Source organism: Nocardioides sp. (assembly GCF_041913365.1).
Lineage (GTDB): Bacteria > Actinomycetota > Actinomycetes > Propionibacteriales > Nocardioidaceae > Nocardioides.
The window spans coordinates 1-13,544 of record NZ_JAYSFM010000014.1; the positions used below are offsets into that span (position 1 = coordinate 1).

Sequence of the window (13,544 nt, forward strand, 5' to 3'; positions counted from 1 at the left end):
CCCCCCCCCCCCCCCCCCCCCCCCCCCCCCCCCCCCCCCCCCCCCCGCGGCGGGCCCCCCCCCCCCCCCCCCCCCCCGCCCCAGCACCCCCCCCCCCCCCCCCCCCCCGCGGCGTGGTGGACACCTGAAGACCGTCGGATCGGTGAGAATTACACCGATGTAACGGCGTGTCGAGTGGAAATTACACTGTTGTAGTTACTCAGAAACTCTTCCGTGACTGGTGTGACTGGTGTGAACTTCTGCCTTGTGTGACCTTCCCCCACACAGGAACAGGGTTTTCTCCATGCGACCTCTCCAGGCCCGTCTCGTCACCCTCTGCCAGCAGGTGCTGGCTCTCGGTGTCGTGCTCGTCGTCCTCACGCCCGCCTCCGGCGTGGTCTCCCTCGACATCGTCGGCGAGCACCCCGCCCAGCCGTCCGGTGTCGCCAACGCGCCCGCCTCGCTGATGTCGGCCACCGTGCCGACGCGCGTGGTGACGCCGACCGTCACGGAGGTCCCGCTCACCAACGAAGGCGGCGGCACGTTCCTTCTCCAGGGCCGTACGGTCGCCGGCGGCGCCACCGACGCGCGCGTCGTGAGCAGGCCGCAGGAGGTGACCGGCTTCGCCGCCATCGGCGTCACCTGGAAGCACGGCGAGGACCTCGAGGAGGACCAGATCGCCCTCCAGGTGCGCACCCGCAGCGGTGACAGCTGGAGCGACTGGGAGGACCTGGAGTACCACGACGAGCACGGTCCGGACCCCGACAGCGCGGAGGCCGCGGCCGCCCGCCCGGGCACCGAGCCGATGTTCGTCGGCGAGGTCGACGACGTGCAGGTCCGCGCCACCACCGAGGGCACCACCCTCCCCGACGACCTGTCGCTGGCCCTGGTCGACCCGGGCTCGGCGAAGACGAGCGAGACCGAGGCCCCGGCCGAGCAGCCCGACGCCGGCACTTCGACGTACGAGCAGGACTACGAGGACATGGGGTCCCTGGGGTCCGGCGCGACGTCTCAGGAGGGCGGCATCACGCTCCAGGCCAACGTGCAGGCGAAGAAGACGGTCGCGCAGCCGACCATCTACTCGCGGGCGCAGTGGGGCGCCGACGAGAGCATCCGCAACGCCAAGTCGCTGAGCTACGGCACCATCAGCGGCGGGTTTGTCCACCACACGGTCAACGCCAACGACTACACCGAGGCCCAGGTGCCGGCGATCATCCGCAGCATCTACGCCTACCACGTGAAGTCCCGCGGCTGGAGCGACATCGGCTACAACTTCCTCGTCGACCGGTTCGGTCGCATCTGGGAGGGCCGCTACGGCGGCATCGACAAGCCGGTCGTCGGTGCCCACACGCTCAACTACAACCAGTACTCCTTCGCCATGTCGGCCATTGGCAACTTCGAGACCGCCCAGCCGACCGACGTGATGCTGCGGGCCTACGGCCAGCTGTTCGCCTGGAAGCTCTCGCTGCACGGCGTGAACCCGGCCTCGACGGCGCAGAAGATCGGCAGCAAGACGTTCGCCGCGATCAACGGCCACCGCGACGCCGGCTCCACCGCGTGCCCGGGCAAGTACCTCTACGCCCAGATCCCGCTCATCCGGCAGTACGCCGGCTCCGCCACGCCGACGACCCCGGTCGTGACGCCGATCGCGGTGTCGGAGCCCAACCCGCAGAACAACCTCGACGCGTCGCCGTACCCCGACCTCGTGGTCCGGCGGGCGGCCGACGGCCGCGGCCTGGTCATCCCGACCGGCGGCCTGACGTCGTTCCAGCAGCGCATCGTGGTCGGCAAGTCCGGCTGGGACAAGCGCGCCGACGTGCTGGTCTCGCCCGACCTCACCCGCGACGGCAAGGCCGACCTGGTCACCGTGGACACGTCCGGCGTCGTCCGGATCCGCGCCGGCAAGGGCAACGGCAAGTTCGGCAGCACCGCGAAGAAGCTCGACCTGCGCGGCTACTCGCTCATCACCGCTGTCGGCGACATCAACGGCGACGGCCGCAACGACCTCGTGGCCCGCTACAAGGGTCGTCTCGTCACCCTCCTGGGAACCGGCAAGGGCGGCTTCGCCCGGAAGGTCACCCGCAAGGGCTACGGCGACTACAAGCAGCTCATCGGGGCCGGTGACGTCAACGGCGACGGCCGCGCCGACCTGCTGGTGCGCACGAAGAACCGCCTCTACCTCCAGACCGGCTACGGCACCGGCAGGTTCGCGCCGCCGGCTCGCGTGGCCGGGTCGTGGAGCAAGTTCAACCGGGTCGTCGCCGGCGACTTCAACCGCGACGGCGTCCCCGACCTGGTGGCGCGTGCCAGCAACGGCAAGGTGCTGATGATGCCGGGTCGTGGCAACGGGACGTGGGGCGCCGCGCTCGGCCCCGCGACCAACCTCAAGACCATGCGCTGGATCACCGGCACGAACCTGGTGGGCGGCTCAGGTGCGGACCTGATCGGCGTCTCGGGCAAGCAGCTCGTCGTCGTCGCCAACCGCGACACCTACGAGCTCGGCGCTCCGGTCGACACGGGTGTGTCGTTCGCCGGCATGGACGTGCTGCTCAACGCCGGCGACGTCAACCGCGACGGCCACGGCGACGTGGTCGCCCGCGACACCTCCGGCGGGCTGTGGCTCTTCACCGGCAACGGCACCGGCGCGCTGGCGCCCGGCAGGCAGATCGGCTCCGGCTGGGGTGGGGTCACGGGTCTCTCGGCTGTCGGCGACGTGACGGGCGACGGGATCCCCGACCTGATCGGCACCTACAACGGCGCCCTCTCGGTCTGGCGGGGTGACGGGTCGGCCTTCTCGGTGCCCGTGCCGGTCAAGGGCGGCGTGCCCGCACGAGCCGGCCTGCCGAGCGACCTCTCTGGCTTCGACTGGGTGCTCGAGGTGCAGCCGATGACCCTCAAGGGCCACGGTGACTTCATCGTGCGGGACCGGACCAACGGCCTGGCCTACGTCTACGGCGGTCGCAAGAAGGGCGTCTCGACGCCGCGGGTGCTGGGCGAGGGAATGGGGGCCTACGACCTGGCGGGGTGACCCGCGCAGAGGGCCGTGATCACGCTCGGGCCGTCGCCCGTTCGGCGTCGTAGACGTCGTCCAGGCGGGCCGGGTCGGGATTGCGGACAAGGACCAGCGAGCCGCCTGGGCCGTGGGGCTGGGGGATGGGGGCCGTTCCGGGGGGGGAAGCCGGGACGGCCCCCGACCGAAGCCGGCCGCCGTCGGTGAGAGAGCTCCCGACGGCGGCCGTCAGGTCGTTCGGGCGGTCCCACAGCTGGGCCTGGGTCAGGTCGTCCGTGGCGGGGTCGTCGTCGGTCGGCGGGTCCCACGCCGCGAAGCCGTCGGGCTGCGACCAGATCTCCACGCCGACGTCGAGCACCCCGGCCGGCAGCGGGTCCGCGAAACGTACGCCGAGGGGACGCAGGCTGCAGGCGAGCACCGGGATCGCGACCGCGCGGGGCGCCCAGGTGTCGAGCCCCTCGGGTCCGCACACCACGGCGTCGGGCTCGTCGGACGTGGTGACCCGCAGCCCCACCGCCCAGGCCGCGCCCAGGAAGACCGGTGAGAGCCAGTGCGGCGGCAGGTCGATCCGCAGCGACATCCCACGCTCGAGGTCGGCGACGTCGGTCAGCAGGCCGGACGCCTTGGCCACCCAGTTGGCGTACGTCGTCACCGAGAGCTCGACGCGCTCGTCGGTGGCGTGGTCGTAGAAGGTGAGGAGCGGTCGGCCGGGGTCCCGCCGCAGCTGGGCGGCGAGGACCTCGGCGAAGGTGCTCATCGGGCGAGAGGCCTGGGGAGGGTCAGACGACCGTGGGCTCCGGGGAGTCCATGTAGGGGTAGTCCTCCATGAACGTGTCCAGCGCGGCGCCGCTCAGGTCCGAGCAGTACTGCCAGACGCCGACCTGCTTGGAGGCGTCGGTCTCGCCGACACCGCCGACCGACCAGTGGGTGAAGGCGACGTGCTGGCCCTTCGGGAAGGCCTTGCCGTCCTCGGAGGTCCACGGCACGGCCTTGAACTTGTCGCGCAGGTTGGTCGTGCCCTGGAGCTTGGAGGCGATGCCCCGCAGCTCGTCCATCGCGGAGGAGCTGTCGGCGATGGTCTCGTCGTACCAGAGGATCGTGTAGCCGTGCTCGAGGTTGTGCACCAGCTCGCCGAGCTCGGGACGGTCGGAGGTGGTGTAGAGCTTGCGGTCCATCGTGTCCCACATGTTCCAGTGGGAGCCGAAGGCCGGCGGGGCGTCGGGGTAGGTCATCGGCGTGCCGACCTCGACGTGCTCCTGGTTGCCCTCGGCCTTCTTGGTGGTGACCTCCTGGCAGACCGAGGCCTTGGCGCCGATGTCGCTGAGCGAGTCGGAGGCGTAGGCGCGCAGGTCCCACCAGTCCTTGAGCGGCTTGAACGCCGCCGCGCCCACGATCAGCACGGCGACGAGGACGCAGACGCCCACGATGGCCATGCCGCGCCGGTTCTCGGCCTTGGACTGCTGGGAGCGGATGGAGTCGATGACCGCCTGACGGTCGGTCTTTGCCTGCTTGGCCACGGTGCTCGGTGTCTCTCGGTCGGTTGCTGGAGGGCGCCCTGCGGGGCTGCGCTGGCAGAGTCTACGTACTGAGGGGTGACAGGTCGCACACGACGCCTGCCACCGACTCCTCCCAGCGGCGGATCCGCCACCCGTGGGCGAAGCACACTGCCGCCACGGCCGTGCGGTCCGAGCCCTCGGGCAGGCGCAGCTCGTTGCGGGCGGGCTCGCCGTCGAAGGTGAGCGACAGGGTGGAGGACATCGCTCGCCCGCGCCCCACCACGCGGCTGACGGCGGACTGCAGCTCCGCCAGGGGGACGGGGTCGCCGAACGGGCGACGGTCGGCGTCGTCGCCGGCCAGGGCGCGTACGACGGCCTCCCGCGCGCCGTAGCCGAACAGGTCGCCGCCCTCGGGGCGCACGAGCGCCGTGGCGCCCGGTCCGTCGTCGCCCGGCGGCAGCACCAGGTCCGCGCGACCTCGTACGACGGCGAGCGGGCGCCCGGCCAGCTTGCCCTGCGCGAGCTCCGCGGCGCCGGCGAGCTCGTCGGCGACCGCGGGCAGGGTGACCGCCAGCGGGTTGCCGTAGCCGTCGGTGCGGCCGGCGAAGTCCTCGGCCACGACGATCCCGGCCGCCCCGATGGCGATGTCGGTCTGGCCTTCGCGCCACGCACGGCCCGCCGTGTCGGTGACGACCACGCCGACGTTGGTGCCGGTGCGCTCGCGGACCTCGTGGCGCAGGTCGCGGGCGCTGCGGTCGGGGTCGAGGGGCAGCAGCGCGATCGAGCCGGCGGCGACGTTGGAGGCGTCCACGCCGGCGGCGGCCATGGTCAGGCCGAGCCGGTGGCGCACGATCCGGGTCGGGCCCCGCCGGGCGACGACCCGCGTGGTCTCCTCCTCGATCGCCGCCTCGCGGCCCCCGGCGCGGGTGCGACCCTCGGCCTTGCTGACGACCTTGCTCGTCAGGCAGAGCACGTCGCCGTCGGCGAGGTCCGCACCCACCGCCGCCAGCACGAGCCCGGCGAGGTCGTCGCCGGCGGCGACCTCGGGCAGCCCGTCGGGCGCCCAGACCTCGAGCCGGCCGCCCGGTCGAGCGTTCACCGCAGGCCGGCCGTGACCAGGCTGACCGCGGCCGCCGCCATCCGCGCCGTGGCGTCGTCGTCGGTCATCATCAGCGGCACCGCCTGCGCCCGGAGGCCGGCCTCCTCGAGGCGGGGGAGCTGGTCGGCGTCCCGCTCGTCGACCAGCCAGCCGTCGAGGACGCCTCCGGTGGAGCGGGAGCCGTAGTGGGCACCGACCGCGGCGGCGCTGACCTCGACGCCGATGCTGGTGAGCACCTGCGCGGCCATGCCCCGCACGTGGGTGCCACCGACGATGGGGGAGAGGCCCACCACGGGTGCGGACGTCGTACGCACCGCGTCGCGGATCCCGGGGACGCCGAGGATCGTGCCGACCGAGACCACGGGGTTGGAGGGTGGCAGCACGACCAGGTCGGTGTCGGTGATCGCCTCGAGCACACCGGGTGCGGGCGTGGCGGACTCCTGCCCGACGACCAGGACCGACTCGGCGGGGACCTCGGCCCGCAGCCGCACCCAGTACTCCTGGAAGTGGACCACCCGCCGCCCGCTCGGGCTCTCGGGGTCGGCGATGGCGATGTGCGTCTCGACCCGGTCGTCGCTCATCGGGAGCAGGCGCACGCCCGGCTGCCACCGGCGGCACAGCGCCTCGGTCACCTGGGAGAGCGGGAAGCCGGCCTCCAGCATCTGGGTGCGGACGAGGTGGGTCGCGATGTCACGGTCGCCCAGGCCGAACCAGGTCGGCTCCACGCCGTAGGCCTCGAGCTCGGTCTTCGCGCTCCACGTCTCCTCACGGCGACCCCATCCGCGCTCGTGGTCGATGCCGTCGCCGAGGGTGTACATGACGGTGTCGAGATCGGGGCACACCTTGAGCCCGTGGATCCACCAGTCGTCGGCCGTGTTGGCGATGACGGTGACCACGGTGTCCGCCGAGCCACCGGGCACCAGCCCGGACCTCAGGCCGTGGAGGAGGCCCTGGAGGAAGCGGGCTCCGCCCACACCGCCGGAGAGGACCGTGATGCGACGCAGGAGCGGGGGGTCGGTTGCCGGAAGGGGCGCGCTGTGGGGGGACATCGCCGCGGATGATGACATAGGAACAGCCTGCCCGAAGCAGAATGGCGATATCGCATCCCATAGCAGATCCGGGCTTGACTTCAGGGTACGACAGGCATGTAATTCCCACAGTGTCGTTCAGTTCTGAAACAGTGGGGTCGCAGCACTGGACCCAGGGTCGAAAAGGGGCGTAGAGCCATGAGAGCAGAACTGTTTCTCCTCGAGCCCGAGGGCGAGGAGTTCGGTTGGCAGGAGCGCGCGCTGTGCGCGCAGACGGACCCCGAGGCGTTCTTCCCCGAGAAGGGTGGATCGACCAGGGAGGCCAAGAAGGTCTGCCTGACGTGCGAGGTCCGCGACGACTGCCTCGAGTACGCGTTGATGAATGACGAGCGCTTCGGCATCTGGGGCGGTCTGTCCGAGCGCGAGCGCCGCAAGCTGAAGAAGCGCGCCGTCTGACAACAGCCCGCCGGACCGCGTTTTTTCGCGGTTTTTGGCGGCATGGAGCGCCTCGCTAAGGTGCTCCGGTGACTGTCACCGCGCTACTCGTCAGCCATGACGGGGCGCGTTGGCTCCCAGCAGTTCTCGCTGGTCTGACCGGGCAGACCCTCCCGGTGGACCGCGTCGTGGCCGTCGACACCACGAGCCGCGACGACAGCGTCGCGCTCGTGCGCGCGGCCCTCGGTGAGCCGTCCGACCGCGTGGTCGTCGACGTGGTCCCGGGCGCGACCAGCTACCCCGCCGCCGTCCGCCACGGCCTCGGCCTGGCGCCCGCCGTCGGCGACGACGAGTGGATCTGGCTGCTCCACGACGACAGCAACCCCGAGCCGACCGCGCTGGCCGAGCTGCTCGCTGCCGCGCGGGAGCATCCCGAGGCCGCGATCCTCGGCCCGAAGCTGCGCGAGTGGCCTTCGCTGCGCCGCCTCCTCGAGGTCGGGCTCACCATCTCCGGCACCGGTCACCGCGAGACCGGTCTGGAGCGGGGCGAGTACGACCAGGGCCAGCACGACACCGTGCGCGAGGTGCTGGCGGTCAACACCGCGGGCATGCTCGTCCGCCGCCGGGTGCTGGAGTCCCTCGGTGGTCTGGACGAGGAGCTGCCGATCTTCGGCAACGACATCGACTTCGGCTGGCGGGCCGCGCTCGCGGGCCACCGGACGCTCGTGGTGCCGCAGGCCGTGGTCTTCCACGCCGAGGCCGCGCACCGCGGGGTGCGTCGGACGCCGATCACGGGCCGGCACACCCACTACCAGGAGCGGCGCGCGGCGATCTTCACCTCGCTGGCCAACGTCTCGTCGCGCGCGCTGCCCTGGCAGTACGTCCGCCTCTTCCTCGGCTCCCTGCTGCGCGTGCTGGGCTACCTCGGCGTGCGCTCCGTGGGCGAGGCCCTCGACGAGCTGGCGGCGGTGCTGTCGGTCCACGGCCGCCCGGGCCAGGTGCGCGCGGCCCGCAGGGAGCGGGCGCGGCGCCGCGACGGCGAGCCCGCCGACGTACGTCACCTGCTGGCGCCGGCGTGGCTGCCCTACCGGCACGGCCTCGACTTCGTCACCGACCTCGCGTCCGCCGCGACCAGCCAGGCGGCCGACGTCGCGGAGCGCCGCCGCCTCGCCCGGACGCCCGACGCCGTTCCCGTGCAGGAGCAGCGGCGCGGAGCCGCGGAGGACGACGAGGAGGCCTACCTCACCGACACCGGCCTCGTCGCCCGCTTCTTCACCAACCCCGTCGCCGTGGTGCTCGTGTTGTTCGGCGTGCTCGCGCTCGTCGCGGCCCGCGAGGCGTTCGGGTCGATCACCGGCGGCGCGCTCTCGCCCGTGCCCGCCGCGGCGGGGGACTGGTGGCGCCTGCACGTGTCGTCGTGGCACCCCCTCGGCACGGGCACCGACGTGCCGGCGCCGGCGTACGTCCTGCCCTTCGCGGTCGCGGCCTCCGCCCTGCTGGGCCAGACCGGCGCCGTGGTGTCGGGCCTGATGCTGCTCGCCGTGCCGATCGCCGCGTGGGGCGCGTGGCGGCTGCTCAAGGTCGTCGGCCACCTCGTCGACCCGCTCGGGCTGCCGCGCTGGCTGGTCGTGTGGGGCGCGCTGACCTACGCCCTGGTCCCGGCGACGTCGGGTGCGTGGGGCGAGGGGCGCTTCGGCACGGTGGCCGTCGCCTCGCTGCTGCCGTGGGCCGCCCACGCCGCGCTCGGCTTCGTCGACCCCGACCGCGACCGGCGGTGGCGGGCCGCCTGGCGCACGGCCGTGCTGGTGGCGCTCGGTGCGGCCTTCGTCCCGGGCTTCTGGCTCTTCGCGCTGCTCGCCACCGCCGTGGTGCTCGGCGGCGCGGCGATCATCTCGCCGCGCCTGCTCAAGGAGCGCGACAGCTGGGGCCCGCCGGTCGTCGCGGTGGCCGCGACCCCGGTGCTGCTGGCGCCGTGGCTGCTGCCCCTGCTGACCACCGGGTCCGCCTCGGGCCTGCTGCTCGAGGCCGGTCGGCTGACCGTCGACCAGGTGACCTTCGGCGGGCTGCTGACCGGACGGCTCAACGAGCTCGGCGCCCCGCAGTGGCTCGGCGTGGTGCTCGGGCTGCTCGCCTTCGCCGCGCTGATCCCGCGCCGCACCCGCGTCGCGGTCGCGATCTGCTGGCTCGTCGCGCTCGCCGCGGCCCTCGTCTCCGGCGTGCTCTCGCACGTCACCCTCGACCTGCCCGCGGTCACGACGCGGCCCAGCCTGGGACTGTTCGTGGTGATCCTGCAGGGCACCTCCATCGTCGCGGTGGTCCTGGGCGCCGACGCCTACCTCCGACGACTCGACGTGCACCACCCGTGGTGGCAGCGCGGGCTCGCGACCGCGCTCGCCGTCGTCGCGGCGGCCGTCCCGGTCGGTGGCCTCGCCTGGTGGCTCGGCACCCCCGACAACGCCATGGCGCGCGACGCCGAGCAGACCGTGCCCGTCTACATGGAGCAGAGCTCGCTGCTCGGCGCGGAGCACGGCGTCCTGGTGCTCGACGGCTCCGTCGACGACGGCATCACCTACCGGATCCGCCGCGACGACGGCACGACCCTCGGCGAGGACGAGATCCTCACCCTCACCGACGAGGACACCGAGCTGACCGCCGAGGTCAAGGCGCTGGTCTCCGCACCGACTCCCCGCGTCGTGGCTGCGCTCGGCGCCCGCGGCATCGAGTACGTCGTGCTCAGCTCGCCCGCGGACGGGCGGGTCTCCTCCCTCCTCGACGCCACGGCCGGGCTCGACCAGGCCAGCGCCGAGGACCGCAGCACACGGGCCTGGCACGTCGACCGCCCGCTCGACGCCTCCGCGCTCGACGGCGACGGCTCGTGGTGGCGGGTGCTGCTGCTCGTCGTCCAGGGCGCCGCGATCATCGTGGCGCTGGTGCTCGCAGCGCCGACCGTCCGGCAGGGGAGGAGGGGCCGCGATGAGTGAGCCCACGCCCGCACCCGGCGGGAGTCGTCGTCGCGTCGCCGAGGTCACCCGGCGCCGGCCGTCGCCGCTGACCCTCCTCGCCGTCGCCATCCCGCTGCTCACCGTCGCGGCGCTCGGCCTGGTGCGCCCGGCCGAGCCGCGCACCACCTCCCACCCGCCCACCACTGCGCCGCTCGACCGGACCACCGCGGTGTGCCCGGCGCGGCTGCCCGGCGCCGACGACCTGCGCCTGGGCACCACCGACCTGGTCTCCGGTGAGCTCGCGCTCCGCGTGGGCCGCGAGGACGACACGCAGGACCTCGACTCCGGGGTCGCCCTGCGCACCGAGCGCGCGCCCGTCGTCGTCAACGGCACTGGCGACCTGGCCCCCGGGCTGGTCGCCACCCGCTCGGGCTCGGGCTCGGCGGTGCGCTGCGACGAGCCCGCGCCCGAGCGCTGGTTCACCGGCGTCGGTGCCTCGGCCGAGCACTCCTCGACGCTGACGCTGACCAACTCCGACAAGGGGCCCGCCGTGGCCGACGTGACGGTGTGGGACGGCAGCGGCGTCGTCGACGTGCCCGCTCTCCGGGGGGTCCGGGTGCCGGGCGGACGGTCGGCGACGTTCGACCTCTCGGAGGTCACCCCCAACCGCGACGCCCTCGCCGTCCGGGTCGCGGTCTCCCGCGGCCGCCTCGCCTCCAGCATGGTCGACCTGGTCGACCCGCTCGGTCGCGCGAAGCCGGTGCGTGAGTGGCTCCCCGCGCAGGCCGCGCCCGCCACGACGTCGTACGTCGTCGGGGTGGGGACGGCGGCCGCCGACCGGACCCTCACCCTCGCCAACCCCGGCGACAGCGAGGTCCGCGTCGGGCTCAAGCTGGTCAGCGGGGAGAGCGAGTTCGCGCCCTCCGGCGTCGAGGAGGTCACCCTCGCTCCGGCGTCGGTCAGCGAGGTCGACCTGAGCGGCATCCTGCGCGGCAAGCGGGCCGCCGGTGTCCAGGCGCTGCGCCTCGAGGCGACCGGCCCGGTCACCGCGAGCCTGCGCAGCCGGACCCCGTCCGACCTCGCCTTCGCGGTGGCCGGGTCCGTGGTCGACTCGGACTCCGGGGTCGCGCTGCCGGCCGGCACCAAGCGCATCCTGCTCGCCGGGGCCAGCGCACCGGGCGTGGTCACGGTCCAGGCCTGGGACGAGGACGGCGAGACCGTGGTGCGCGAACGCCGCGTCGAGGTGGACCCGGCCACCGCCGCGCGTGTCAACCTGCCCGACGACGCCGTGCTCGCCCTCGTGCGGCTCGAGCGGACCGGGGCGGTCGTGTCGGTCGAGGCCAGCGACAGGGGCGTGTCGGTGCTGCCGCTGGAGCAGCTGGAGACGACCAGCGAGGTGCCCGACGTGCGCCCGGCCCAGCGCTAGTCCCAGCGGTGGTCCCATCGCTGGTCCCTCAGTCGGTGTAGCGCTCGTCGACCTCGCCCGGCGTGATGCCGAGGAGCTCGGCCAGCTGCTCGACGACGACGGTGTGCACCATCGCCTCGAGCTCGTCGCGGTTGGTCGCCCGGTGCTCGATCGGTCGGCGGAAGATGACCAGCCGGGTCGGCGACTGGCCCTTGCCGCGCACCAGCGAGGAGAGCGGCACGGTCTCGTCGCCCCAGTCGTCGGGCAGCATCGGCGCATCCTCGACGGCGTACTCGACGAGGCCGAGGTGGCGCTGCCACTTCTCGTCGAGAGGAGTGACCACGTCGAGGACGAGCTGGTCGAACTTCTGCCGGGTGGTGCGCAGGGCCGGTGTGCCCGGCCAGTCGGGCAGGACGCCCGGTCCGCGCATGCCGCGGCCGCGGCGGTCCCGGGTGCGGCGACGCGGCTCCTCGTCCATGGCGTTGTCCACGCCGCGAGCCTAAGCGTCGCGCGTGCGTCCGGCAGGTAGCGTCGGCGCCGTGAGCCTTGCCCGTCGTTGTTCGCGTACGGCGTGTGGCCGTCCGGCGGTCAACACGCTGACCTACGTCTACGCCGACCAGACCGCCGTCCTCGGTCCGCTGGCGACGTACGCCGAGCCGCACGCCTACGACCTCTGCGAGCTGCACAGCGAGCGCCTATCCGCCCCGCGCGGGTGGGAGGTGCTGCGGCTGGCTCCGGACCCGAAGGCGCAGGGGCCGAGCAGCGACGACCTGCTCGCACTCGCCGACGCGGTGCGCGAGGCCGCCCGGCCGGCGCCGGCGCCGGTCCCTTTGCACTCGACCGACGACCCGACCCGCGGCGCCAAGCGCGGCCACCTGCGCGTCCTCACGCCCACCGACTGACCCGGGCCCGTCTGTCCTAGGATTCGGGTCGTGAACATCGACGCGCAGCTCCTGAGCATCATCGTCTGCCCGGCCTGCCACGGCGCTCTCGCCGAGCAGGCCGACGAGCTCGTCTGCCAGGGGTGCGGCAACGCCTACCCGGTGCGCGACGACATCCCGGTGCTGCTGGTCGACGAAGCCCGCAAGCCCGCCTGAGACCGGCAGAGGAGCGCGGCGTGGCGACGTGGTTCGACGAGGCCCGGCTCGACGACGCGGGGGTCCTGCAGACCGTCGACCTGCGGCTGCGCACGCTCGCCGAGAGCGGCGCGCGGGTCCGGCGTGAGGCGCACGAGGCCGCGGCACCGATCGCCGAGCTGATCGCGCGCGGTCGCGACGAGGCCCGTCCTCGGGCGGTGATCGCGGCGGGTCCGGACTCCCGGCTGCTGCGCGCGGTGCTCGAGCCGTGGTGCCCGGTGCCGTTCGTCGCCTGGCCCAACCCCGGCCTGCCCGGCTGGGCGGGATCGCTCGACCTGGTCGTGATGCTGGCCCCCGAGGGCAACGACCACGGGTCCGCCTCGGCCGTCGCCGAGGCCGTACGCCGTGGGGCGCAGGTCGTCGTGGCCTGTCCCGCGCGGTCGCTGGTCGCCGAGCACGCCGCCGGCCGGCACGTCACCGTGCTGCCGACCGTGACGGGTGACCAGCTCGCCACCGCAGTCGTGGTCCTCGACTACCTCGCCCATGTGCACCTCGGGCCGCACGCGGACGCCGAGTCGGTCGCCGCGTCGCTGGACGAGGTCGCGACGAACTGCTCGCCGCACCGCGACCTGGCGGTGAACCCGGCCAAGATGCTGGCGATCGCGATGGCCGACACCAACCCGCTGGTGTGGGGTGGCTCGGTGCTCGCCGCGCGGGCGGCCCGCCGGCTCGCGGAGTCGCTGCGGCGCACGTCCGGCCGCTCCGCCATCGCCGGCGACGCCGAGCACCTGCTGCCGGTCATCGAGGCGGCCAAGCAGCACGACGTCTTCGCCGACCCGTTCGCCGACGAGGGCGGCGACCTCCGGCCGCTGCTGCTGATCCTCGACGACCGCTCCGACGACCCGGTGGTCCGCGAGCAGACCGGCGACCTCAAGGCCGCGGCCGCGCGCCACGGCGTACGCGTCGAGACGGTGGAGACCGACGCCGACGCGGAGGTGGCGCGCTACGCCTCGTTGCTGCTGACCGGCACCTACGCCGCGGAGTACCTCCGCGTCGGGCTCGTCGAGGACTGAC

12 protein-coding genes are annotated in these 13,544 nt (G+C 73.6%); 7 read left to right on the top strand and 5 right to left on the bottom strand.

Translation table 11 applies throughout. From position 1 onward, the window contains the following. Positions 1-283 precede the first annotated feature (283 nt). Entirely contained in the window at positions 284-3,007 is a 2,724-nt protein-coding gene (locus ACE3QY_RS20200) for an FG-GAP-like repeat-containing protein (protein WP_374457854.1), read from the top strand. 19 nt (positions 3,008-3,026) lie between these two features. On the opposite strand, the gene ACE3QY_RS20205 is transcribed toward ACE3QY_RS20200, so the two are convergent. From ACE3QY_RS20205 to cofD, 4 genes are all read right to left on the bottom strand, one after another. After that, positions 3,027-3,746: a TIGR03089 family protein gene (locus ACE3QY_RS20205; protein WP_374457855.1), complete on the bottom strand. Its 720-nt coding sequence runs from the start codon at positions 3,744-3,746 to the stop codon at positions 3,027-3,029. 22 nt (positions 3,747-3,768) lie between these two features. Beyond that, positions 3,769-4,506 (bottom strand): DUF3105 domain-containing protein, encoded by a 738-nt coding sequence (locus tag ACE3QY_RS20210; RefSeq protein ID WP_374457856.1) that lies wholly within the window; start codon positions 4,504-4,506, stop codon positions 3,769-3,771. 61 nt (positions 4,507-4,567) lie between these two features. Beyond that, the gene (gene cofE, locus ACE3QY_RS20215) at positions 4,568-5,584 is read right to left on the bottom strand and encodes a coenzyme F420-0:L-glutamate ligase (RefSeq protein ID WP_374457857.1); all 1,017 of its coding nucleotides are present in this window, start codon (positions 5,582-5,584) and stop codon (positions 4,568-4,570) included. Beyond that, complete coding sequence (cofD, locus tag ACE3QY_RS20220; protein WP_374457858.1) at positions 5,581-6,633, bottom strand: 2-phospho-L-lactate transferase; 1,053 nt, start codon at positions 6,631-6,633, stop codon at positions 5,581-5,583. The genes cofE and cofD overlap by 4 nt, the downstream gene beginning before the upstream one ends. A 177-nt stretch (positions 6,634-6,810) precedes the next feature. On the opposite strand from cofD, the gene ACE3QY_RS20225 reads away from it, so the two are divergent. The 3 genes from ACE3QY_RS20225 to ACE3QY_RS20235 all read left to right on the top strand — a co-directional run bounded on the left by ACE3QY_RS20225 (position 6,811) and on the right by ACE3QY_RS20235 (position 11,415). Next, a complete protein-coding gene (locus ACE3QY_RS20225) occupies positions 6,811-7,068 on the top strand; it encodes a WhiB family transcriptional regulator (protein ID WP_374457859.1) in 258 nt (85 codons plus the stop codon). A gap of 68 nt (positions 7,069-7,136) precedes the next feature. Continuing rightward, entirely contained in the window at positions 7,137-10,028 is a 2,892-nt protein-coding gene (locus tag ACE3QY_RS20230; protein WP_374457860.1) for a glycosyltransferase family 2 protein, read from the top strand. Beyond that, positions 10,021-11,415, top strand: coding sequence for a DUF5719 family protein (locus ACE3QY_RS20235; RefSeq protein ID WP_374457861.1), 1,395 nt, complete (start codon positions 10,021-10,023; stop codon positions 11,413-11,415). Before ACE3QY_RS20230 ends, ACE3QY_RS20235 begins: the two co-directional genes overlap by 8 nt. Positions 11,416-11,443: 28 nt before the next feature. On the opposite strand, the gene ACE3QY_RS20240 is transcribed toward ACE3QY_RS20235, so the two are convergent. Further along, positions 11,444-11,884 (bottom strand): metallopeptidase family protein, encoded by a 441-nt coding sequence (locus ACE3QY_RS20240; protein ID WP_374457862.1) that lies wholly within the window; start codon positions 11,882-11,884, stop codon positions 11,444-11,446. A 49-nt stretch (positions 11,885-11,933) separates the two neighbouring features. Here ACE3QY_RS20240 and ACE3QY_RS20245 point away from each other — a divergent pair, with 49 nt between their 5' ends. The 3 genes from ACE3QY_RS20245 to ACE3QY_RS20255 are packed head-to-tail and all read left to right on the top strand — an operon-like array spanning position 11,934 to position 13,543. Then, positions 11,934-12,296, top strand: coding sequence for a DUF3499 domain-containing protein (locus ACE3QY_RS20245; protein WP_310246348.1), 363 nt, complete (start codon positions 11,934-11,936; stop codon positions 12,294-12,296). Between the two features lie 30 nt (positions 12,297-12,326). After that, a complete protein-coding gene (locus ACE3QY_RS20250; RefSeq protein ID WP_374457863.1) occupies positions 12,327-12,491 on the top strand; it encodes a Trm112 family protein in 165 nt (54 codons plus the stop codon). A 20-nt stretch (positions 12,492-12,511) separates the two neighbouring features. Next, positions 12,512-13,543, top strand: coding sequence for an SIS domain-containing protein (locus ACE3QY_RS20255; protein ID WP_374457864.1), 1,032 nt, complete (start codon positions 12,512-12,514; stop codon positions 13,541-13,543). Position 13,544: the final 1 nt, after the last annotated feature.